The sequence below is a fragment of the Nostoc sp. genome (assembly GCF_054880495.1).
The window spans coordinates 1-23,168 of record NZ_JBTYKD010000062.1 but is presented as its reverse complement, the minus strand read 5'-3'; the positions used below and the strand labels follow the sequence as shown (position 1 = coordinate 23,168).

The window sequence follows — 23,168 nt, the reverse complement described above, 5'->3', positions numbered from 1 at the left end:
AATGTCATTATGTGCGAGAGTAAAATCTATGACAATGTGTCAAATATAACTAACTTCTAGTAATATCAAATGTTTCAATTTATACCTTTTTCTTGGTGTGAGGACTAAAGATGATAAAACTTCGTTATATCTGTTTAACAGCAGCAGCAGCTCTAATAATTACCTTGAGTTCCTGTACCAGTAGACCAATTGCAGAAAATCCATCAGCACCAGTTGTTAGCCCTCAACCTACAGAGGCAGTAAGTAATAACAGTCATAGTAGTAACAGTGGTAAAGAAAAAATTAACATTAACACTGCTATATTGTCAGAATTGGATAAGTTTGAAGCTAAACTAGGTGTTCCGGCTTTATCGAACAAAATCCAGGCAAATCGTCCCTATGGCAGCCCAGAAGATTTAGTTACTAAAAAAGTAGTTACCCAAGACCAGTTCAATCAAATTAAAGACCAGGTTGGTGTTCAAGAAGTGGTACTCACCGGTGAGGCCAAAGATATTGACTATATGACTAAATTAGGCTTAATGAAAGGGCATCTTTTAGTAGCAAAAGAACTCCTAGAACAGAATCAGCCAAAACAAGCAGAACCTCATATTGGACATCCAGTTGAAGAGATTTACGTTGATGTAGAAGATCAACTTAATGAGCGCAAAGTCAAAGAATTTAAGACAACTTTGGTAAGTTTGCAAGATTTAGTGAAATCTAGTGCTAAGGATAGCAAAGTTAAAACTAGTTTTGCTTCTTCAATGCAAGCAGTTGATTCTGCGATCGCAGCTTTGCCAGCAGATCAGCGCTCAAAACCGGGATTTGGGCTACAGGTAATTAACGAACTACTAGATTCGGCTAACTCCGAATATGGCGCTGCGATCGCAGATGCTAAAATAACCGCCCCAATTGAGTATCAAGACTCCCGTGGTTTTGTCTTTTACGCCAATGAATTATACAAAGGAATTTCTAGTCAAATAGCTCAAGCAGATCCCCAAGCACACAAAGCGATTGACGCTAGTTTCGCTGAACTCATAACAGTTTGGCCTGCCGCAATTCCACCAGCGAAAGCAGTCAAAACACCTAATGATGTTACCAAGCTGGTGAAAACCATTGAGGAAAACTCTCAAAAAGTGATTGACAAATCCAATACCCAAGCATAGCGACAACACATTGATTTAATGGGAAGCATAGGGTAAGGAGTTTAAAATGAGGAAATCGTTAGGAGTTACGAATTAGGAATTAGGAATTACGAATTACGTACTCCTAACTAATTACACTCCATTCATTACTTGAACTAACAACTGATGCAAGAACTTGACTACAAAAAAACCATTGATCTGTTGAACGCCATCATGGAATTTGAACTAGCAGGGGTAGTCCGCTATACACATTATTCTTTAATGGTCACTGGCCCTAACCGTATTCCAATTGTGGCCTTTTTCAAAGCACAGGCGAGTGAATCTTTACTTCATGCCGAACAAGTGGGAGAAATTCTCACCGGTTTAGATGGGCATCCATCACTGAAAATTGCCCCAATGGAAGAAACCTACCAGCATAAAGTCAAGGATATCTTGGAAGAAAGTTTATCCCATGAAAAAAAGGCATTGGATTTGTATAAAAAGTTGCTCGAAACTGTCACCAATGCCAGCATTTATCTGGAAGAATTCGCTCGCGGTATGATCGGGCAAGAAGAGATGCATAATCTCGAACTGAAAAAGATGCTACGCGATTTTAGCTAATAGTCATTAGTCATTAGTCCTTAGTCAATTGTACTGACTTTGCCTGCCCTGAGCTTGCCGAAGGGTACTGAGCGACGCGTTGCCCTGAGCTTTGCCGTACTCCGCAGGAGTTGCAAGCTACGCGTAGCGCGATGCCCTGAGCTTGCCGTACCACTTCGTGGAAGCAAGCTACGCGTAGCGTCTCGTAGAGAAGGGTCGAAGTAGCTTTGTCGTTGGCGCAGCCTAAGAACAGAAGTATTAATTATTCGCTAGGGATTAATGACATAGGACAAAAGACAAAGGACAAAAAATGAATTTTAGTACTGCTCTACCTACTTTTGTAATCACACTCCGAGAAGGAGTGGAAGCTGCCCTTGTTGTTGGCATTGTGCTAGCTTTGCTGAAAAAAGCTAAACAATCCCGACTGAACTCTTGGGTATATGCTGGTGTCGGCGTTGGCATTGTTATCAGTGCCTTAATAGGTGTGCTATTCAGTTGGGTAATTCAAGTACTGGGAGCAGTTAATCCTCAATATAGCTCCGTAGTTGAGCCAGCGCTAGAAGGTGTGTTTAGTGTGCTAGCGATCGCCATGCTCAGTTGGATGCTAATCTGGATGACTAAACAAGCCAGATTCGTAAAAGCTACAGTTGAAGGAGCAGTAACAGAAGCGCTGACACAAAATTCAAATGCTGGTTGGGGTGTTTTTACTTTAATTTTAGTTGCCGTTGTCCGCGAAGGCTTTGAAACTGTTCTGTTCGTTGCGGCTAATTTTCAACAGGGATTAATGCCAGCCTTGGGTGCTATTGGTGGTTTGGTAGCGGCATCCGCCATTGGGGTGCTGCTATTTAAATGGGGTGTCAAAATTAACATCCGCCAGTTTTTCCAGGTGATGGGCGTTTTATTAGTGTTGATTGTCGCTGGGTTGGTAGTTTCAGCCTTGAAACATTTTGACGATGCCGTGGCTAATCTTGCCCTTAGCAGTCGTGCCACAGAAAACCTTTGTTTCTATTACGAACGCTTTACTAAAGTCCACTCCTGTATTTTGGGGCCAATGGTTTCAAATACTTCCCCAATCTTGCCTGACGAACAGTTTCCTGGCATTATTCTCAAATCTTTATTTGGTTATAGAGACAATCTCTATCTTGTACAAGCAGTGGGATATGTGACCTTTTTACTCACCATTGGCGGGCTGTATTTCCGCAGCCTTGGAAGTGCTTCTCCTGAAGGTAAAAAAAATATCCCCTTTGCTCAAAAACCAATTAGTTCTGCAAAAGATTAAAAGCACAGTCATCGAAGAGGATACGACTTACGCAAAAGTAGACGCTGTAGGGGCAATTCATGTAGCTTTAGCTGACCGCAGGGTATTGCCCCTACCGTGTGTAGCTTTGCATAAGTCTTAGCTCTAAGTCCGAGAATTCTCAGCATCTTCTCAGGCAACTTCTAATATCTTTTTAATCTTGCTTTCAGAAATGAATCTTATACTGATAACAATTCAATAAACGCAGGGCTTTAAAGTCTGATGTCAACTCGCAGTTTTACTCTCTCCCGATACTTATTACTCTACTTGTCGCTGATTTTGCTGACATCTGTTGTAATAATGCGTAGTGCGTCCTATGCAATACTTTTTAATCCCGCTACCGATATCTCAACTTCTACAGCTAAGGGAAAACAGACGGCAGTTCTCGCAGGAGGATGCTTTTGGGGAATGGAAGCGGTTTTTGAGCATCTCAAAGGTGTTTCTGATGTCGTCTCCGGCTTTTCTGGTGGTAGTGCAACAACCGCAAACTACGAACTTGTCAGTTCTGGATTGACTGGTCATGCTGAGTCAGTAAAAATCACTTATGATCCATCAGAAATCTCATATAAGCAGCTTTTGAAAATTTACTTTCTGGTGGCACATGACCCAACACAGTTGAATCGACAAGGCCCAGACTCAGGAAAGCAATATCGTTCAGTCATTTATTTTGCTAACGACGAGCAGAAGCGGGTCGCCCTTGATTATATCAATCAACTAAACAAAGCACACATCTTTCATAAACAGATAGTGACTCAACTACTTCCCTTGAATGGTTTTTATCAAGCTGAAGAGTACCATCAACACTTTATTGACCGCAATCCCAATTACCCTTACGTGGTAGTAAATGACTTGCCGAAGTTGGCTCAACTGCAATCACAGTTCCCCAATATATATAAGAAGTAAGCTTTAATTATTCACGCCCACTTACTTATAAACTGGAAACGAGATTTTAAATGATATTTATTGAGCTAAATGTCTTATGGTGCAAACAACGTTTCCTTAAGCTGCTGACAAGCCTTTTCAATTGCATCTATACTACCTGGATTTACCAGACCAAAATAATCAAACACATAGACTCGGTTATTTTTAGTTGCTTGGAGTTGCTGCCAAAAAGCTTCATTTTTCAGCGAATCTAAAAGTACTGCTGACGAATTTCCTTGCGGGGGATTAACCAAAATTATCACCTCTGGATTTGCTTCTAAAACTTTCTCAGCTGAAAGCGTCACATAGCCAGCAATTGGACTTTTTCCTTGTAAATCTGCTGCGATATTTTTCGCCTGAAATTTCGCCAGCAAATCCCCTGCCCAACTATTTTTATTCGGTGCTAAAATTGGTTGACGACTAACCAGCGCTAGAGTAGAAAAACCCTGAGTTGGCTTTTCTGGCAAGAAAGTTTTGTACCGATTTAACAAAGGCTGGGGATCAGCATCAATTGATTTAGCAAGTGTTTTAGTAAGTTCTTCTAGAGATTCCCAGTTATTCACCTTAGTAAGAAAGGTCGGAATTCCTAACTGCTGAAGTTTTTGAATTAGAATGTTAGAAAAACCTTCTGCACCAATAACTAAATCTGGTTTGAGTGCTACCACTTTTTCTAAATTTGGCGGATTTTGACCTTCGCTAACACGGGGAATATCCTTGAATCTTGAGTCATTCTTAAATAATCTACTACCAGTAATTCCGACAATTTTCGTTTGATCAAGTCGAGAGATAATGTCAGCAGAAAGAGAAGAAAGAGCAACAACTCTTTTGGCTGATCTTTTGGGTAATTGCTGAGAATTTATATTTGTCGTCTCAGTAGGGTTTATGACTTTTGTTTGTGGCTGCTGAGTGGTTGCAGTCGTGCAAGCAGCTAAAACTATACTGATCAAAAGTGCTAAAGAAGATAAGAGCCAACGACGATGCATATTAAAATTCCTTCTGGGGTAAAAATGGACTAAGAAGCATACTCAGCACCACATTCAAAAATAGCAAATGTTGCTTTTAGTTCACAGAGCTAAAAATCAGGGTATTCTTGGTTCAAAAATCCTACTAGTTTTGGCAGATTTTCACTAACCAACGTAGAGGCAAAATCTACCCAATAACAGACAAAGCTTGCCCTGTATTCAGGTGTTTTATACTGCCCTGTATGCATTTATATCTCTATAAAAAAATGTGGCAACACAAATAGGTGTTTGGCAGTCTTGAAAAATAGGTTTTAAAACCCTTACTACTTAACTATATAATTCGATACACGTTGTCCACAATTATCTGAGTTGGGGTCGATGATTATCGTAAATTAAAGGGTTTAAGCGCGAACGTCAACACGTAGCTCGTCCTGAACGGTTAGGCTCAAACTCCCTTCAGTTATCCTGCGGGAAGTAAGCTACAGTCCTTCGACAAGCTCTGACTTTTCACTCTTATCTGGAAAACCTCTCTCTAAATCTCTCTCCTTCTAGGAGAGAGACTTTGAATTTTCCCCCTTAGAGTGTCGGGAAGGGGGCTAGGGGGTTAGGTCTTTCGTAGGCTTTTCCACATAACGTGAAAAGTCAGCGACAAGCTCAGGAACCATCGGAGTTTAAATAAAAAAAAGTCTGAACTCTCTTCTCTACGAAACGCTGCACTTGGGCAAGGTGGCACAGTGAGTAAGACCTGTCTAACTGCTCAGTGACCACGCGAACAATGCGTGAATTTTGGATTTTGGATTGTTAATGTGTCCATCTACTGGTAGGTATGTCTAACCATTCCTTGAACGATTCCTTGAACGTTGCAAGAGCAACATTATTTTGGCGGTGTCTATTCGCTGTTGTTTTCACTAGTAGTTCGTTACTCCCCAACTTGGGAAGCGAACCAGTAAGGGCGCAAGGAACTGAGTATTGTCAGTTATCATCAACGGCGGTGCAAGAAAAAGAAAAGTTGCGTTTGTCAGCCTTCAAAGGCAATGAAGATGCTCAAACGCGCTACCAAAATATGGTAGAAAAACAGGCAGAGGAATTACACGAGTGCCGCACTCGGACTTGGCCGCAAGTCCAAGCCATTTGGTTGCGCTTGTATCCCTGTGACATTCGGCCAGGAACAATTGATCAGATTATGGATCGGATTGTTAACCGTGGCTATAACCAAGTTTATTTGGAAGTATTTGACGACGGACAGGTATTATTGCCAGCAAGAGCTAACCCGACGGTTTGGCCTTCTGTGATTCGCACTCCAGGGGCAGAAAACATGGATATACTCGCCACAGCAATTAAAAAAGGTCGGCAACGCGGTTTGAAGGTCTACGCCTGGATGTTTACCATAAATTTCGGCTATACTTATGCCCAGCGCCCAGACAGAGAAGGTGCGATCGCTCGTAATGGCAAAGGTCAAACGAGCCTTTATGTTGTAGATAACGGCTCTCAAGTATTTATCGACCCCTACAACCTGCAAGCAAAACGCGACTATTACCAATTAGTACAACAAGTTTTGCGCCGTCGCCCAGATGGTTTGCTATTGGACTACGTGCGCTATCCCCGACAAGCTGGAAGTGATTCCATCGCCACCAAAGTTTCAGATTTATGGCTATTTAGTCCTGCAACCCAAGAAGCTTTATTTAAACGGGCACAGAATTATAAAGGGCTGGACTTGATTCGCCGCTTTTTGAGTAAGGGATACGTCACTGCTGGAGATATAGCGGAAATCGATAAACTTTATCCCCAGGAAGGGGAACCCCTTTGGCAAGGACGCATTCCTCCACCAGCACAAAACTTAATCCTGCCTGCAACCGATAGACAGCCACTTTTACAATGGGAGTTATGGCAGCTCGCCGTTGCCCACGCTATGCAAGGAATTCTAGATTTTGTTAACATCGCTAGTTATCCCGCAAAGCAGCAAAGTATTCCTACAGGAGTGGTGTTTTTCCCTGAAGGCAATCAAACTCTAGGACAAGGCTATGATTCCCGTTTGCAACCTTGGGATCGGTTCCCGACTACATTGGAGTGGCATCCCATGTTATATGGGAGTTGCGGTAATGTTAGTTGTATTGTGACGGAAGTGCAACGGGTTTTGAGTATGGCAAAACCGGGTACGCAAATAATCCCGGCTTTAGCTGGTCAGTGGGGAAAATCGATCAGTAATCGTCCATCGCTAGAAGTGCAAATGCAGGCACTTCGACAATTTGCCCCTCAACTCAAGGGAGTTAGCCATTTTGCCTATTCTTGGCAATATCCTGAGAGTGATAACGATCGCAAATTCTGTCGGGTTAAGTAGACTTATTCCAGAAGTAGTGAAAGGGATCGAATTTCCCTTTCAACTTTCACCTTTGATATCTCACCCCGATTTCCAATCGTTCCCGATATTCCAGGAATTTCTAGCATGGTTCAGACTCCAGTTAAAAAACTAAGTTTTGAAGAGTTTCTAGAGCAATACCCTGATGGTGGCATTTACGAACTGATCAACGGAGAGATTATACCAGTGGAGCCAACTAGAGCGCACAAGAATGTGGCAAGGTTTTTAATGCTTGCTTTCAATGATGAAATTAGACGCTTGGGATTAGACTATATTGCTGACAAAGATGTGATCATTAGGACGTTTACTGATACTGGGCAAGAACAAGGCAGAAAACCAGATGTGAGCGTAGTTAGTGGTTCACAGTGGAACAGCAATGTTCTAGCCTACGGAGCGCTGATTGAGCCGATTCAACTTGCTGTGGAAGTCACCTCAACAAACTGGGATGATGATTATGTTGATAAATTAGATGAGTATCATCGGCTTGGTATCCCTGAATATTGGATTGTAGATTATCTGGCGATCGCTTCTCGCGCTGATCTCGGTAATCCCAAACTCCCCACAGTTTTTGTTTATCAGTTAGTTGATGGTCAGTATCAAGTCCAAAAGTTTACGGGTAATGACCGCATTCTCTCTACTACCTTCCCAGAACTAGCGCTGACTGGTGAACTACTCAGACTTGCCTACGGCTGAAGTCTGAGCTTCCCAATTCATCGGGAATAGCCTCAAAAAATCCATAGTTTTTTTGGTCTTACATTCCCTCCAAGGGCAGGAGTCCTGGTTCCCAAGACCCAAATTTTTCTCTTGCGACATATACCTATTAGCTTGGTTTTCGCTTGTGGCATTGATGTTCAAGACTTTAACTATCCTACCAGAAAATCCTGGGGATTCGTCATACATCTGGAATTTGTTTTTACTTGTAAAAAATCAATTCCAGATGCAATCCTCATCCCCCGCTCACAATCCCCACCATTAGAGTACATTGAAGGTGGGGGCTTGGCTTCCGCGACCCGTTAAAGAAGTTGTGGCTGCAAGTCAAATCCAAAAACTATGAGAAGAAATGGTATGGACTCCCTTACACGCGAAAATACATCGCACCATGCGATCGCGCCACTTATTTGAGCGCAACCAACGGCTATTAGTTGCTGTCTCTGGCGGACAAGATTCTTTATGTTTAATAAAATTACTTTTAGATTTACAATTTAAATGGGGATGGCATTTAGGTATCGCTCACTGTGATCATCGTTGGCGTTCTGACTCCCAAGCTAATGCTAACCACGTCGAAAACTTAGCTAAAACTTGGGGTATATCCTTTTATTTAGAAACAGCGATCGCTCCGGTAAATAGTGAAGCTGCTGCACGCGATTGGCGTTATCAAGCTTTAAGTGCGATCGCTCAGGCAAATAATTATCAATATATAGTTACAGGACACACCGCCAGCGATCGCGCCGAAACTCTCCTCTACAATTTAATTCGCGGTACCGGTGCTGATGGCTTACAAGCCCTGACTTGGCAACGCCCTCTAACTACGGGCATTATGCTAATACGTCCACTTTTAGAAATCACTCGCACACAAACAGAGCAATTTTGTCAAGAATTTAAATTACCAATTTGGGAAGATTCCACCAATCAAGATTTGCAATATGCCCGCAACCGTATTCGCCAAGAATTATTACCATATTTACGGGCAAATTTTAACCCCCAAGTAGAATCCGCCTTAGCCCAAACAGCAGAACTTCTCCAAGCGGAAGTGGAATATTTAGAAAAAGCTGCCCAGGAGTTGCGGGAAGAGGCGATGGGAGATGAGGAAGATATTACTTCCTCATCCTCCTCATCTCCCTTTGTTTTTCCCTTGAGGTTAAATCGTCGGGTATTGCAGAAAGCACCATTGGCGTTGCAACGTCGCGTGATGCGTCAGGTATTGCAGCAAATACTGACTGACGCAGCGAGTTTTGAACACATCGAAAAATTAACGGCTTTAATTATAGCACCCAACCGATCGCAAACTGATCCATTTCCCGGTGGTGCGATCGCTCAAGTAGAAGGCGATTGGATCTGGTTGAAATAGTTAGGAGTTACACAAAACTACAGGCTGTAGGGGCAATTCATGAATCATACGTGTCAACTTAATGTAAAACTTATGTCCCACAAGGAACTGAAGTTCCTTGCTAATAGCTTAAGTCATCTAAAGATGACTAAATAATCTGAAAAATCTTTAGTCTACTTCAGTAGACTTGGGCTATTAGCCCTGAAATTTATTTCTGGGCGGGCGTGGAAGTCAACAAGAGCGATTTCTAGCTTAAGTTGACACCAATGTTCATGAATTGCCCCTGCCTGAAGCGGAATACGATAAGGAGAACTGGAAAGATGATCCTTACTTTTAATCCAGATAAATACAAGGAATTATTAACAGCTTATCTTCCGAAGCTGATAAAAAGTGAAGCTGAAAAAAGTGTGGGTTTTGTCTGTGTAGCCGCGACTTCTAGTCGCCCGGCGAGTAATAAATTAGACTTTTCAAACATCCTCTAAATTTGTAGTTAGGCTTTAGCTAGGCTAAAGTCCCTTGTCTCACCAAAGCCCCAAAACTTGTTAAGACGCTAGTAATTCTAGCTGAGGCATTAAACTTTGGAGAGTGTGACGCAACTGTGCGATCGCTTGGAGTTGAGAATCACCAATTTCCTGGAATTGATCCAAAGATTGTCCAATTCCTTGCAGCTTTTGCCGTAAGCCATCTAGAGAATCCTGAATTGGTTGTAGTGCTTCTTCATAAAGATTCACTCGACCACAGCATTCAGCAGTTGTTCTTCGCAGGGACAGCAAGTTTTCCTCGATCGCTTTGAGTTCTTGGCGTTTTTCATCCAAATCGTGAGTTTGATTGTCAATCAATCCCTGATTTAGCTCAATACCAGCACGGATCTGCTCAATCTCACGTTCTAACTTTTGGATTTCCTGTGAATATTGTTGTCGCTGGGTTTCAATTTGTAACAGAATCGGTTCTAAATTAATTTTGTTGTTGCTTTCTTTTTCATCAGCAACAGTATATCCTTGCCGCCGTAACAGTACAGCTTGGTGTTGCTTGAGAAAGTTCTGATGCTGTAACATATTGCGGCGTTGTCCCACCAAACTGGAGTTTAGCATCTGATAGAGGTCTTGTTCATCCGTTAGTTCCATTTCCAAATTGATCTGGTCATGGTCAGATGCGTGATTGATTTTAGTTTGGAGTTCTTGTATAGTTTCTTGTTTATATTTCAGTTCTTGTTCTTGATCGTGAACAAAACTAGCGTCTATTTCCACCTTATATTGCAAGTCTTGCACTATTTTTTGTAGTTCTTCTAAAGGCTTTTTCTCCAAAGCTTCCACATCAACTTGCTGACCGAGAACTACATCACCAGATGTTGCAGCCAAAGACTGAATCTGTTGATATAACTCTTCTTGGTTTCGTAACTGCTCTTTGATTATCCGAGCATACTCTTGCTTGCTGGTAAGGTCTGCTCTATTCACCTGGAATTGGGCTGTGTGCTGGGCTAGAGAATTTTGTGCTTGTTCCCATGCGTTTTGGCGATCGCTAAAGTTTTGTGACAAACCCTCAACTTCTGCTTGCTGTTGAGCGATCGCAATTTTTTGCTGCTCCAATTTTTGCCAATGCGGGGTTAGAGTCGCTTGCTGCTTTTCAACCAATTCAAAGGCCAGATGCAGGTGTTCTCTGACTGTTTCCGTGGGCGCAGCACTACTAGACAAGCGATCGAGTAACTCACTCATCACCCGACTTTGCTCCTCATCCAAAACCGTCCCTTGTTGAAAATCCGCTTGACGTTCCTCTAGGCGACGCTGCTCACCCTGCAATTGCTCCCAAGCGCCTTCCAACTCCTGGCGATTGCGCTTAACTTCTGCTTGTAACCGTTCAATTTCCTGGCGCGAGGTGTCAAGTTCCTGTTTTTGCTCCTCCAGACGTTGCGACTCATCCTCCATTTCTTGCAACTGTTCTGATCGTACTTCCATGTCCATTTCACGGCGATTCAACTCTTGCGCCTGAAACGTCAGCGACTGCTTCCACTGATCAATCTCATCTTCCTTGAGCTTAAATTTCTCCAATTGGCGGGAAAAATTCTGCAAAATGTTGACTAGTGGACGCCCTGCTTCTTGAATTCGCTGCACTTGACGATTCGGATTCAGTTCAACCAGTACCAAAGCACCATAATTTAATTTACTTGCGTCCTCAGACGGAATCACATCTTCCGACACAGTACTCCAATTCTGGTCTGTTCGCTGACAAGCTAGCAGTTTCAGTTCGGTTTTAGCACCGCCACCGAGTAAACCACCTTTCTGTTTTTGTACTTCTGCTAAATACAGCACACCGTTAGTCCTTTATTGATGAACTTAAAGTTCATGTTTTGGGATATACCTTAAATAATTCTGTTAACTTGTCTGACTGAACCGAAGTTTAGGAGAACAAGACAGACAAAACTAGAGACGCGAGATATTACATCTTGATACTTATAAAAGCGTCTTGGCCGCGCCTTTATATTTTGTACTGATGACAGTGATGATGACTTCCGTGTTAACACTAGCTTTGTTGAGGTGTATTACGAAAGATGAAGGTTTATAGCTTAATGTATTCTCGGATGAGAACAAGGAACAGGGTAATAATCTTTCCAATACTCCATAATCAATACTTAAACTATCTACTCAAAAAATGGAAAGATTGCGAGACACAATTACAGGGCTTACGCAAACAATAGCTGAAAAGAATGATTTTTAGGTAGGGGCAATAGCCTGCGGTCAGCTAAAGCTACATGAATTGCCCCAGAGTGCGTATAGTTTTGCGTAAGTCCTAAATTAATAAATAATATTAACGGGATTACAAGGAGTACTTTTTAGATAAATGCAGGGAAATTTAAATGAAATTGATATTTGCAGTATTTTGCAATTGATTGAGTTGGGACAGCGAACTGGGGAACTATGGGTAGGAGCTACTAGTTCTCACCATCACCACAAACTGGGTGGAGACGGAGCTAGCAAATATCGCCTCAAACAACAGTCTTGGTTCGTATTTTTCCTGAATGGTCAAATTATCTATTGCCAAGAAGGCGAGAGTAGTTTATCCAGAATCACGGATTATTTACGTCATTACCGAGTTGAGATGCGACTCACCGACAAACAAATTGCCTCCTTACCATCAACCGATGCTTCAGAGTATACCTATCTTTGGGCACTCTTGGAGGGGAATATCATCAACCCAAAGATAGCTGGTAGTATCATTCACAGCTTGGTGCATGAAACCCTTTTTGACCTGTTGAGCTTACACCAAGGTAACTTCATCTTTCATCAGGGTGCGGCACTTGCCCCGCAATTAAATACTTTCGAGATTGCTGCTTTTGTTAAAAAAATTACCAAGCAGGTGCAAGAGTGGAAGCAATTCTATCCACACATTCAGTCTCCAGAACAATTTCCAGTGCTATCTGACAAAGTTCAGCTCCAATCTTCGCTATCAGAAGCAACCGTGAATAAACTACAACATTGGGCTGATGGTAAAACCTCCTTGCGTCAACTGGCTCGCCATCTCAACCGAGACATTTTGACAGTCGCTAAAGCAATATATCCATATGTGCAACAGGGTTGGCTACAACTAGTATATTCAGTCACAGCTAAACCAGAGACTCAGACGGCTAGCGGCGAATTGAAGGGAAAACACAAGGGGCGGATAGTATCTATTGACGATGCGATCACCATCGGTGAAACTATAAATTCCATCTTACAACCACAAGGTTATGAAGCGATCGCTCTCACCAATCCCTTAGAGGCACTGAGTCTGGTTTTTCAACTCAAACCCGATTTGATTTTATGCGACATTGCCATGCCGGAATTGGAGGGGTACGAGGTTTGCGCCATGCTGCGACATTCAACAGCATTTCGGCTCATACCGATTATTATGCTTACTGGTAAAGATGGATTTATTGATCGAGTCAAAGCTAGCATGGTCGGGGCAACAGATTATTTAACAAAACCATTTACAGACACTGAGTTACTTATGCTCGTAGAGAAATATATCAACAACCAATGAAAATTGGGCATTGAGCACTTGTATTGAGCGTTCGCGTAGCGTCTCGTAGAGAAGTCGTTGGCGCAGCCTCTCGTAGAGAAGTATTGGGCATTGGGCATTAGTTATTAATCACTTAACTCCTAACTCCTAACTCCTAACTCAGCACTCCTGAGGGACATAGAGTACATAAAACATAAAAAGATCCAAGATTTGTTGATCTAGTAAAATATCAGGTAAAAAATGTTATCACAGAGTCAGCTAACTCAGTGAAAGGTCATATCCAGGAAAATAGTGAAAAACTAGAATTAATTTATACAGTTAATACTTACGGAGGAATCAGGGAATGTTCCAACTAGGAACGTCTACATCAGGAGGTAGATAGACACTTATGAGTACAGTTCTGATTGTGGAAGATAGTATCGCGCAAAGGGAGATGATTACAGACCTCCTAAAAGCAACTGGCTTAACTGTTACCCATGCCAGTGACGGATTAGAAGCATTGGAGGCAATTCAAATAGCACCTCCCGATTTAGTGGTATTGGATATTGTCATGCCCCGGATGAACGGTTACGAAGTTTGTCGGCGGTTAAAATCCGATCCAAAAACCCAAAATGTCCCTGTAGTAATGTGTTCTTCCAAGGGCGAAGAATTTGATCGCTATTGGGGGATGAAGCAGGGGGCAGACGCCTATATAGCTAAACCATTTCAACCAACCGAGTTGGTGGGAACAGTTAAACAACTGCTGCGAGGATAAGGATAAAAGCAATATGGTCAGCAAACCGGACTTTTTAACTGGCAGTGGTCAAGACCATTTCCGACCGGAATTACAAGTAGAAAGTCCTGAAGGTGAGTTACATTTGAGGTTTTACATTCCCTCGCATCAGGAGTTTGCACTACAAGCAACTGGCATCCGGGAGGTAATTGAACTAAGCCCTGATAGAATCACCCCAATTCCGAATGCTTCTCCTTTACTTTTGGGTACTCTAAATTTACGAGGTCGAGTTATTTGGGTGGCTGATTTGGGTCAATTTCTTGGGGAAGCAACTGCATTAAACACAGATAGAGCTGAAATTCCAGTGATTGCCATTGAAGAGCAAGACACAATAGTGGGTTTAGCAGTAGAGGAAATCGGTGGTATGGATTGGCTGGATGTCCAGAATCTCATGCCACCAAATAATGTTCCCGATACTATGGCTCCCTTTTTACGTGGAGAGTGGTTATTACGTGCTAAAAATAATCAGTCTCTACGACTACTCGATCAAATGGCAATTTTACGGAGTGCTAGGTGGGCAGGATGAAATTGGAGGAGGAAATGGCAGCAAGTATTGATAATCACGAGCCAACATATCAACAGGCGATGAACGCCTATGTTCAGACGAATTATGAGGTTGCCGCCACTTTAGTTGACCAAGTGGTGCAAAATTATCCAAATGACCCTAACTCTCATTTGTTGCGGGGTCACATCTACTGTGTTTTGCAGCAATACGATGTCGCAAAAGAAGAATATAAAAAGGTATTACGCTTGACTGACGATCAAGAAATTATTGGTTTTGCCAATAGTGGAATTGAGAATATCAATCAATATTTAGAGTCATTCAGTGGGGAGATTGATCCATCAGGAAGTCAAGAGCAAATAAATTTCCCAGAGATGTCTGATGCACTGGCAGATCGCGAACAAGAATTAGAAGATTTAGGCATTAGTGAGGATTTTGACAGCAATAACCTTGATTTGAACTTTTTTGGAGAGAATCAAGAAACTGTGAATGGCGTTGAAGAGCTATCTTCAAAAAGTCCATTTGACACCCCTACAGAAGATAGTATTGGAACAGTAAAAATATCAGATTATTCTACATCTGTTGGTGACGACCCTTTTGCCTTCAATGAAGAATCACAGGAAGAAGAGTCAAATCGCAAGGATGAGGAGAAAACCGAATTAGACTTACCTGCTTTTTGGCAAGAAGATTTATCAGAAGATAGTCTGGAAGAACCATTAGTAAATAGTCATTTCTCAGAGCATGGGATAAATTCTGTTCATGAAAATTCAGCTATTGACAATAATAATTCTTCAGATTCTAATTCCCCAACTGGCAATAGTGAGAATAATTTATCTGATTTTTTGAGTGAACCAAAGTCTCCAGAGCTTAGTATTGGAAATTTAGAATATAAAAAATCTAATTTTGGAGAGGAAACTTTACTGATTGTTGAAGAAGAACTTAGAAATGGTTCAGCCGCAACAAATAGCTTGGAATCCAGCAGTCAACATGATTTGCCGCAAACCGAAACAGATAATTGGTTGAAACCAATAAAATTGGGAACAGAGTCGGCTTTTGTGGCGGATTTATCAGATTATTCTTCATCTTTTAGCAGCAATCTACCTCTGGAAAAAAAGCAGGTAAAATCAAGTGAAATTAGCGGTGAAAATGGCTTTGATGACGATGAAAGTTTTGATATAGAAGCATTTGAGTCGGCCTTTGGCTCCGAGGTGTCAAGCTCTTATGAAGACTCAAACAATATACTAAATGGAGAAAATTCTCAGAGCAATATTGAGTTTTTAGATGACTTTGAGGAATTTGACGATTTAGGCAACATTCCCGGCTTTGACATGATGGAAGGAGATTCTAACTTCGGTGATCTAGCAAGGCATTCTGATCGATCAGAAACTAGTGGCAATGGACGCCCTGAAAGCGCCGAGGCTTTTTTAAATAATGCAGCTAGCGATCGCGACGAGGAACTATTCTCGATGACTGGTTCCCATGAAGCAGTTCCTGTCTTTAGCCAAACAGATGTCTCAAAACTAGAACCCAACGTTAACGTCGAGCAAGGCTGGTTAGCACCATTAGAGAATGCCTCCATCGAAAGGAAACAATGGCTAATTGCTGGAAGTGTGGGCATTGTCTCGGCGCTGGTTGTAGCTACAGTTAGCTTTGTCGCCACCACATTTTCGCCAGCCCAACAACGAGAATCAGTCCGAAACACAGGTTGGGCGATGTCACTAGCAGCTGGGATTGCAAGTTTTAGTACCGCAGGCTTCATGGGGAATCTGGCGCTTAAACAAATTCGGCGCACAACTGATGATCTCCAAGCTCAATTTGAAGCTGTACGTCAAGGAAATCTGAATGCTCAAGCCACAGTGTTTTCTGAAGATGAATTGGGGCATTTAGCTACTGGCTTTAATGAAATGGCCCGGGTAATTTTCACGACTACAAGTGAAGTCCAACGCAAAGCCGATGAACAAGAGGAAGCCAAAGAAAACTTGCAACGACAGGTAATTCGTTTGTTGGATGATGTGGAAGGAGCTGCTAGAGGAGATTTAACAGTCCAAGCGGAAGTGACAGCCGACGTACTAGGTGCGGTAGCTGATGCTTTTAACCTGACAATTCAAAACCTCCGAGATATCGTCCAACAGGTAAAAGTCGCAGCCAAGGATGTGACAAAAGGTGCAACCAACTCTGAAACCTTTGCTAGAGCCTTATCTGGTGATGCTTTGCGCCAAGCAGAAGAGTTGGCAGTAACGCTGAATTCTGTACAGGTGATGACTGACTCGATTCAACGGGTAGCAGAGGCGGCGCGGGAAGCTGAAACCGTCGCCCGTGATGCTAGTACGATCGCTATCAAAGGTGGAGAAGCAGTAGAAAATACTGTGGCGGGGATTTTAGAAATTCGAGAAACCGTTGCTGAAACCACCCGAAAAGTGAAGCGGTTGGCGGAATCTTCCCAAGAAATTTCTAAAATTGTGGCGTTGATTTCCCAGATTGCTTCCAGAACAAACTTGCTGGCACTGAATGCTAGTATTGAGGCGGCAAGGGCGGGAGAAGCTGGACGCGGGTTTGCGATCGTCGCAGATGAAGTGCGCCAGTTAGCAGACAAATCTGCTAAATCCCTGAAGGAGATTGAACAAATTGTGATGCAAATCCAAAGCGAAACAGGCTCTGTAATGACCGCGATGGAAGAAGGCACACAACAAGTAATTAAAGGCACAAAATTAGCAGAAGAAGCCAAGCGATCGCTCGAAAACATTATTCAAGTGGCGAATCGCATCGATATTCTTGTGCGCTCGATTACCAGCGACACTGTGGAACAAACTGAAACATCCCGCGCTGTGGCTCATGTAATGCAATCAGTAGAACTCACCGCCCAAGAAACTTCCCAGGAAGCACAGCGAGTTTCAGGTGCCCTACAACACTTAGTAGGTGTATCCCGTGACTTGATCGCTTCCGTTGAACGTTTCCGAGTGGAAACTATGGAAATCAGATAAATTGTCATTTGTCCTTTGTCCTTTGTTATTTGCTAATGACCAATACTTCGGCAACGCTCAGCACAAGTGACCAATGACCAATGACCAATGACCAATGACCAATGACTAAAAAACTATGCTGCCGGAACAACAACAGCGGATTTTGGGTTACTTTATCGAAGAAGCCAGGGATCACCTGAATACCATTGAGCAGGGGTTGCTGAATCTAGAGAGTACCTTGAACGACCCGGAAATGATCAGTGAAGTCTTCCGGGCGGCTCACTCCATCAAAGGAGGAGCGGCGATGCTTGGATTGACTAGCATCCAGCATACCTCCCACCGTCTGGAAGATTGTTTCAAAATTCTCAAAGATAATCCGGTTAAGATTGACGAAAAGTTAGAGTCTTTATTTCTCGGTGTATCTGATACTCTAAAAGCGCTGTTAGAGCAGTTGAGCGCACCTTATGGTCTTTCTGAAGATGCGGCTAATACTTTGATGTCAGAAACTGAGCCGGTCTTTGAATGGCTGTATCAGCATTTGGAACTACTTGTACAACAAGGGAACAGTGGAGTAGCCAGCAGTCATGACGCCACAGAAGTACAGACAAACTCTGTAGAAGATAATGTCTCTACACTTACAGAACCATTCCTGCGGCGAGATATTCCCGGTTTGGCAGAAGACACCCATCAGGAATCCCCAGAAATATCCTTCCCTGTAGCACCCCAGGAGGTGCGAGACGCTCCCAGACTCGCTAACGCTGCGCTAACGCCAGTCACCGCTAAAGAAAATAATAACTGGAGTGAGTTTCAAGCCCGAGTGCTGCAAACACTGCGGGAAATGTTGCAACTATTTAAGCAAACCACAACACCCTCAACTCGGCAAAACCTTCAGCAATGCTGTTACCAGTTAGTCAAACTTGGTGAGACTTGGAATTTGTCCAAATGGTGTGGTTTGTGTCAAGCAGCAGCCAGTGCGATCGGCAATCCCGAAAATACTTATCTGACTTTAGCTAAAATTGTCATTACCGAAATTAAGCAAGCCCAAGAATTAGTCCTGCAAGGTAGAGAAGCTGAAATTGCAATTAGTCAACAACTAGAAGCGCTTTTGAGCTTTGCAGAAATTGAGTTATTAGAAATTACCCCTAATTTGTTTGATGAACAGTTTGCGGCTTTGACAGAATTATCAACTGTCTCAGAGCCAATTCTATTTGGTAACACCGAGCCGTTAGTCGTAACTAACCTCACCCAGGCAACTGAGGAACTTAATCTAGACAAGGATATTAACGTTCGCCCCTATCTTCAACAAGGGACACTACTAAACGCTGCAACTCACACTAGTCTTGCTTTCACTGCACATGAGGAAGCACATCCAATCAGTAGCAATATTGATCCCAATGGGCCAGAGGTAGGAATAGCTGAGTTAAATACGCTTGCCGATTTATTTGAAGATGAGACTAACGTACTAGATGAAACTTGGCATCAAGAAGAAACCTTAAATATTGTTGCGATCGATGACTTTGGAATTGATTTCACCAGCACTGACCCTAAGGACGATCATCGGGATTTATTCGATTTACTCTCCTTTGATGAAGACATCATCAACGAGCAGCACCCAACAACCACACCCACGACAAAAGATTTATCCCTGTTATTTGGCGACAACTTCCTAGAAAAAGAGAATTCAAAACCGCAAAATCAACAAACATCTCCAACGACTCTAGAGTTGAGCGATATTAACGTACCTGATCTAAATTTAGATTCTTCTTCTGCTGAAAATTTACAAGAATTTACTGATATTCCTAGTGATCCAAACCAGTCTCCTGGGGAGATTGTCCAAAATAGTGTCAACAAAAACGATCTCGTTGAAGATTTATTGACACTGCCATTAGATGATGATATTGAACTATTGCCTACAGGCGAAGTGACTCAACCAGAAACTGAGGCGAGCGCCAGTGTGGAACTATCTAGTAACCAACAAAACAGTTTTGATGACTTATTGTTAGAAACGAGAAATGCAAATTGGGTACAACAAATTACCCCTAGTGACTACATAGAATTACCCCAGCAAACAGACTTGTCTTTGGATAGCCTGTTTGCTGAAGTGCAAGAACAGACACTACTGCCTACAAGTGAATCAGAAATTAGTGATTTATTTGATACATCTCCGGCAACAGCACCTGAGTTTTCGGAATCAGAAAATGATCTCAACAGCTTCTGGAGTGAGGAAACCATAGAGGAACAGGACGATTTCGATTCCTTAATTGAGCAAAATGTGGAAAGGGCGTTAGAGGAGAGTTTGTTTGAGGGGGTGGGTGATGACATTTTTGCCCACAGTCAGCAGCCCATACCGAATCCGATCGCCAGTTTTGACATAGAAGAAGATTTTGATCTCAATTTCCAGCAGCAAGAGCAGCTAGATTTGATATTCTCATCAGATTCTGGAGATGATTTATTTGATGAGTTAACACCGAGTAACTCAACTATTTATCCTGCAATCAACGATGCTTCCACGACTGAAACGCTGTTGTTTGCGCCGCATCCAGAGTCAGAAATCATCGGGCGATCACAACAACCGGAAGCTTTAGATTTTGTTCCAGAATTTACTAATCAGCCCCCAGATATATCTGCTGTTGATGTCGAACTTAATTCATTGAGTTCTTTCGATGAAAATCCGCAACTGCTGTTTGAAGATGTAGCTACAGATGACTCTACCTCTATTCAGATGGAAACCACAGATAATACTGTGGATAAACTCCCGGCTAGAGAAACTTCTTTAGATATCAATTTTGGGGAAACTTCAGATTTAGTATCATTCCAAGTACAGCCAGATGATTTGTTCGGCTCTTTCGATGAAAACACCGAGGATAATTGGCAACTGCTGTTTGAAACGGTTATTCAGGAAGATGTAGAAACCAATTTGTGGGATCTAGGAGAGACATCTGAAGTTGCACTAGTATCAGAGGGAGAAAATGCTATTATTGCCCCGACTGAAGAATTGGCAACCACAGAAACCATTGAAGTAATTGCTCCAGAAGATGAATTTGCCGACTTGGCAGCATTACTAGGAGAGGAAGTAGCACCCATCGCCAAAGCGAAGGAGATCCCAGAAGTAGATTTTGCTGCCCTGGAAGAATTGCTAGGTACAGATAACGACGAGGCGGCTGCTATATCTAGCGATGTCTACGAGGGGCTACGCCAACACCAGCCCTTGAACACTCAACCAGTTTTGGCTAAAAATGCCATTCCATCACCAGCCACAGATGAATTTGGGGACTTAGAGAAGTTGCTGGCACAAGCAGATCAAACAATATCCCATTCCCCAGTAGTCAAATCTAACACCAGCAAAATTATACGTCCCTCTACTCGTCGGGCTGCGAGATTTGAAGAAACGATGAAGGTTCCAGTTAAGCAACTGGACGATATGAGTAATTTAGTTGGGGAGATGGTGGTAAATCGCAATACCTTAGAGCAAGATAATGAACGGCTGCGGCAGTCATTAGATAACTTGCTGATTCAGGTACAACAACTCTCGGATGTGGGCGCAAGGATGCAGGAGTTGTACGAGCGATCGCTATTGGAAGCTTCTCTGTTAGCCGGACGCAAAAAGAAAGACACCGGGTTTCCAGTCTCTGATTTCAATGCCGACAGGGGTTTTAGTGAGCTAGAAATGGATCGCTTTACTCCTTTCCATACACTCTCCCAGCAGATGATTGAGCGCATTGTCCGCATCCGGGAATCATCTAGTGATATTGACTTTGTTACCGAAGAAACCGAGCGAGTAGCGCGGCAATTCCGCCAAGTAACCACACAGCTACAAGAGGGATTAACAAGAGCGCGAATGGTGCCTTTTGCCCAAACTATCGATCGCTGGCGGCGAGGAGTACGTGATAATGCCATCAAGTGTGGCAAACAAGTGGAGTTGGTGATCGAAGGTGGTGATACCTTAATTGACAAGATGATTTTGGATCATCTCACCGATCCGTTAACTCACATGCTGAATAATGCGATCGCTCACGGTGTTGAAACGCCAGAAGAGAGGCAAGCTGCTGGTAAACCACCGGTGGGAATCATTACTATCCGGGCTTTCTACCAAGGCAACCAAACTATCCTTTCCGTAGGCGATGATGGCGCAGGTATCGATTCCGCAAAAGTTAAGGCTAAGGCGGTGAAGATTGGCATGATTACAGAAGCGCAGGCAAAAGCCATGTCTCGCTTGGAAGTCTACGATCTGCTGTTCCAGTCTGGTTTTACGATGAAAGACCAGGCAGATGAAATTTCTGGTCGTGGTGTGGGTATGGACGTAGTACGCTCCGAAATTAGCGAAATTCGGGGGACAGTAAACACTGATTCGGCCATCGGCAAGGGAACCACCTTCACTATTCGTTTACCACTGACTCTGAGTATTTGTAAAGCTCTCTGCTGCGTTTCTGATCGAGCTAGAATTGCCTTCCCTATGGACGGTGTAGAAGATACGCTGGATATACCAGTCAAAAATATTCAGCACGATGCCAGTGGGCAATCATTTATTTCCTGGCGCGATACGGTGCTGCCATTCCGCCCCCTGAGGGAACTTTTAACCTTCAATCGCCAAATCAGTCGCGGCAATGTCTATGGCGGCACCAGAGATGATGATATGGTTTCGGTAGTTGTGGTGCGATCGGCAAATACCCTGATTGCTCTACAGATTGACCTAGTGTTAAGCGAACAAGAAATTGTAATTAAGCAATTTGAAGGTCCAGCGCCTAAACCCATTGGTGTAGCTGGTGCAACAGTCCTGGGTGATGGTCGGATTATGCCTATTGCTGACGTGCTGGAAATAATTGACATCTTCCAGGGACGGATTTCTACACAACTTGGTGGCAATTCTTGGCAACAGAAACCTACTCCCCTAGATACCTCTCCTGCGAAGATTGACCCAACAGTGCTGATCGTCGATGACTCAATTACAGTTCGAGAATTGCTCTCCCTGACCTTTAACAAAGCAGGTTATCGCGTAGAACAGGCGCGTGACGGTCAGGAAGCTTGGGACAAACTCCGCTCCGGTCTGCCTTGCGATATCGTATTTTGTGACATTGAAATGCCGCGTTGCGATGGTCTGGAGTTACTCTCTCGCATCCAGAAAGACTCTAACCTTAACCACCTACCGATCGCGATGCTCACCTCGCGGGGGGCAGATAAGCACAGACAAATTGCCGCTCAACTCGGTGCTAGTGGCTACTTTACCAAGCCCTATCTCGAAGAAGCTCTACTTGAAGCTGCGGCGCGGATGTTGAAAGGGGAAAAACTTCTTAGCACTACGAGTAATGTTTAAGCTGAAAAAGATTTAATTTGCATAACCGAATTAAACATAACTCTTGTGGGGTAGGCCAGAAAGCTCATACAGTTCAGTTAATACCATTTCTTTGTGAGGCTGCGCCAAACCCTTTTAACTTCTTTCTTCCTTTGCGTCCCTCTCTTCTCTACGAGAGGCTGCGCCAAGGAGACGCTGCGCGTAGCTTGTCCTCCGCAGGAGTACGCGGTTCGTTTTTCTTTCTTGTACTTAAATAAACCTCATCTAAGTTGAGAACCGTAGTTTTCGCCCTCACCCTAAATCCCTCTCCCAAATATGGGAGAGGGACTTTGAAATTCTGGCTCCCCTTCTCCCAAATCTGGGAGAAG

General features: G+C 43.1%; 16 protein-coding genes. 13 read left to right on the top strand and 3 right to left on the bottom strand.

What is annotated here, in order from left to right; translation table 11 throughout:
* The first annotated feature begins 110 nt into the window (after positions 1-110).
* The 4 genes from ACYTXL_RS07160 (at position 111) to msrA (ending at position 3,900) form a co-directional block, all read left to right on the top strand.
* The gene (locus ACYTXL_RS07160; protein WP_461924101.1) at positions 111-1,142 is read left to right on the top strand and encodes a helix-hairpin-helix domain-containing protein; all 1,032 of its coding nucleotides are present in this window, start codon (positions 111-113) and stop codon (positions 1,140-1,142) included.
* Between the two features lie 144 nt (positions 1,143-1,286).
* On the top strand, positions 1,287-1,721 hold the full coding sequence (locus ACYTXL_RS07155) for a ferritin-like domain-containing protein (RefSeq protein ID WP_461924100.1): 435 nt from the start codon (positions 1,287-1,289) through the stop codon (positions 1,719-1,721).
* A 289-nt stretch (positions 1,722-2,010) separates the two neighbouring features.
* A complete protein-coding gene (locus ACYTXL_RS07150) occupies positions 2,011-2,979 on the top strand; it encodes an FTR1 family iron permease (protein ID WP_461924099.1) in 969 nt (322 codons plus the stop codon).
* A gap of 240 nt (positions 2,980-3,219) precedes the next feature.
* Positions 3,220-3,900 (top strand): peptide-methionine (S)-S-oxide reductase MsrA, encoded by a 681-nt coding sequence (msrA, locus tag ACYTXL_RS07145; protein ID WP_461924098.1) that lies wholly within the window; start codon positions 3,220-3,222, stop codon positions 3,898-3,900.
* Positions 3,901-3,974: 74 nt separating this feature from the next.
* Here msrA and ACYTXL_RS07140 read toward each other — a convergent pair whose 3' ends face one another.
* A complete protein-coding gene (locus ACYTXL_RS07140) occupies positions 3,975-4,901 on the bottom strand; it encodes an ABC transporter substrate-binding protein (RefSeq protein WP_461924097.1) in 927 nt (308 codons plus the stop codon).
* 805 nt (positions 4,902-5,706) lie between these two features.
* Between ACYTXL_RS07140 and ACYTXL_RS07135 the strand changes: the two genes are divergently transcribed.
* The 4 genes from ACYTXL_RS07135 to ACYTXL_RS07120 all read left to right on the top strand — a co-directional run bounded on the left by ACYTXL_RS07135 (position 5,707) and on the right by ACYTXL_RS07120 (position 9,765).
* Positions 5,707-7,218 carry a family 10 glycosylhydrolase gene (locus tag ACYTXL_RS07135; RefSeq protein ID WP_461924096.1) on the top strand — a complete coding sequence of 504 codons (1,512 nt, stop codon included), beginning with the start codon at positions 5,707-5,709 and terminating at the stop codon, positions 7,216-7,218.
* Between the two features lie 105 nt (positions 7,219-7,323).
* Complete coding sequence (locus ACYTXL_RS07130) at positions 7,324-7,929, top strand: Uma2 family endonuclease (protein ID WP_461924095.1); 606 nt, start codon at positions 7,324-7,326, stop codon at positions 7,927-7,929.
* 367 nt (positions 7,930-8,296) lie between these two features.
* Positions 8,297-9,304: a tRNA lysidine(34) synthetase TilS gene (gene tilS / locus ACYTXL_RS07125; RefSeq protein ID WP_461924094.1), complete on the top strand. Its 1,008-nt coding sequence runs from the start codon at positions 8,297-8,299 to the stop codon at positions 9,302-9,304.
* Positions 9,305-9,603: 299 nt separating this feature from the next.
* On the top strand, positions 9,604-9,765 hold the full coding sequence (locus ACYTXL_RS07120; RefSeq protein ID WP_461924093.1) for a hypothetical protein: 162 nt from the start codon (positions 9,604-9,606) through the stop codon (positions 9,763-9,765).
* Between the two features lie 60 nt (positions 9,766-9,825).
* Here ACYTXL_RS07120 and hmpF read toward each other — a convergent pair whose 3' ends face one another.
* Positions 9,826-11,589: a pilus motility taxis protein HmpF gene (gene hmpF / locus ACYTXL_RS07115; protein ID WP_461924092.1), complete on the bottom strand. Its 1,764-nt coding sequence runs from the start codon at positions 11,587-11,589 to the stop codon at positions 9,826-9,828.
* Positions 11,590-12,118: 529 nt separating this feature from the next.
* Here hmpF and ACYTXL_RS07110 point away from each other — a divergent pair.
* From ACYTXL_RS07110 to ACYTXL_RS07090, 5 genes are all read left to right on the top strand, one after another.
* Positions 12,119-13,297 (top strand): response regulator, encoded by a 1,179-nt coding sequence (locus ACYTXL_RS07110; protein WP_461924091.1) that lies wholly within the window; start codon positions 12,119-12,121, stop codon positions 13,295-13,297.
* A gap of 367 nt (positions 13,298-13,664) precedes the next feature.
* A complete protein-coding gene (locus ACYTXL_RS07105) occupies positions 13,665-14,030 on the top strand; it encodes a response regulator transcription factor (protein WP_069073698.1) in 366 nt (121 codons plus the stop codon).
* Positions 14,031-14,043: 13 nt separating this feature from the next.
* Positions 14,044-14,574: a chemotaxis protein CheW gene (locus ACYTXL_RS07100; RefSeq protein WP_334907638.1), complete on the top strand. Its 531-nt coding sequence runs from the start codon at positions 14,044-14,046 to the stop codon at positions 14,572-14,574.
* A 14-nt stretch (positions 14,575-14,588) separates the two neighbouring features.
* Positions 14,589-17,531, top strand: coding sequence for a methyl-accepting chemotaxis protein (locus tag ACYTXL_RS07095; RefSeq protein WP_461924090.1), 2,943 nt, complete (start codon positions 14,589-14,591; stop codon positions 17,529-17,531).
* 115 nt (positions 17,532-17,646) lie between these two features.
* Positions 17,647-22,821, top strand: a complete 5,175-nt coding sequence (locus ACYTXL_RS07090) for a hybrid sensor histidine kinase/response regulator (RefSeq protein ID WP_461924089.1) — start codon at positions 17,647-17,649, stop codon at positions 22,819-22,821.
* Between the two features lie 148 nt (positions 22,822-22,969).
* On the opposite strand, the gene ACYTXL_RS07085 is transcribed toward ACYTXL_RS07090, so the two are convergent.
* Positions 22,970-23,168, bottom strand: a 199-nt coding sequence (locus ACYTXL_RS07085; protein ID WP_461924088.1) for a hypothetical protein, incomplete at its 5' end; no start/stop codon positions are given.

What these genes read in the sequence shown, in the direction of transcription:
- ACYTXL_RS07120 (WP_461924093.1), top strand. Translation starts at nt 9,604, where the DNA reads ATGATCCTTACTTTTAATCCAGATAAATACAAGGAATTATTAACAGCT.
- ACYTXL_RS07105 (WP_069073698.1), top strand. Translation starts at nt 13,665, where the DNA reads ATGAGTACAGTTCTGATTGTGGAAGATAGTATCGCGCAAAGGGAGATG.
- msrA (WP_461924098.1), top strand. Translation starts at nt 3,220, where the DNA reads ATGTCAACTCGCAGTTTTACTCTCTCCCGATACTTATTACTCTACTTG.
- ACYTXL_RS07155 (WP_461924100.1), top strand. Translation starts at nt 1,287, where the DNA reads ATGCAAGAACTTGACTACAAAAAAACCATTGATCTGTTGAACGCCATC.
- ACYTXL_RS07130 (WP_461924095.1), top strand. Translation starts at nt 7,324, where the DNA reads ATGGTTCAGACTCCAGTTAAAAAACTAAGTTTTGAAGAGTTTCTAGAG.
- ACYTXL_RS07160 (WP_461924101.1), top strand. Translation starts at nt 111, where the DNA reads ATGATAAAACTTCGTTATATCTGTTTAACAGCAGCAGCAGCTCTAATA.
- ACYTXL_RS07150 (WP_461924099.1), top strand. Translation starts at nt 2,011, where the DNA reads ATGAATTTTAGTACTGCTCTACCTACTTTTGTAATCACACTCCGAGAA.
- ACYTXL_RS07100 (WP_334907638.1), top strand. Translation starts at nt 14,044, where the DNA reads ATGGTCAGCAAACCGGACTTTTTAACTGGCAGTGGTCAAGACCATTTC.
- ACYTXL_RS07090 (WP_461924089.1), top strand. Translation starts at nt 17,647, where the DNA reads ATGCTGCCGGAACAACAACAGCGGATTTTGGGTTACTTTATCGAAGAA.
- ACYTXL_RS07135 (WP_461924096.1), top strand. Translation starts at nt 5,707, where the DNA reads ATGTCTAACCATTCCTTGAACGATTCCTTGAACGTTGCAAGAGCAACA.
- ACYTXL_RS07140 (WP_461924097.1), bottom strand. Translation starts at nt 4,901, where the DNA reads ATGCATCGTCGTTGGCTCTTATCTTCTTTAGCACTTTTGATCAGTATA.
- ACYTXL_RS07095 (WP_461924090.1), top strand. Translation starts at nt 14,589, where the DNA reads ATGGCAGCAAGTATTGATAATCACGAGCCAACATATCAACAGGCGATG.
- ACYTXL_RS07110 (WP_461924091.1), top strand. Translation starts at nt 12,119, where the DNA reads ATGCAGGGAAATTTAAATGAAATTGATATTTGCAGTATTTTGCAATTG.
- tilS (WP_461924094.1), top strand. Translation starts at nt 8,297, where the DNA reads ATGGTATGGACTCCCTTACACGCGAAAATACATCGCACCATGCGATCG.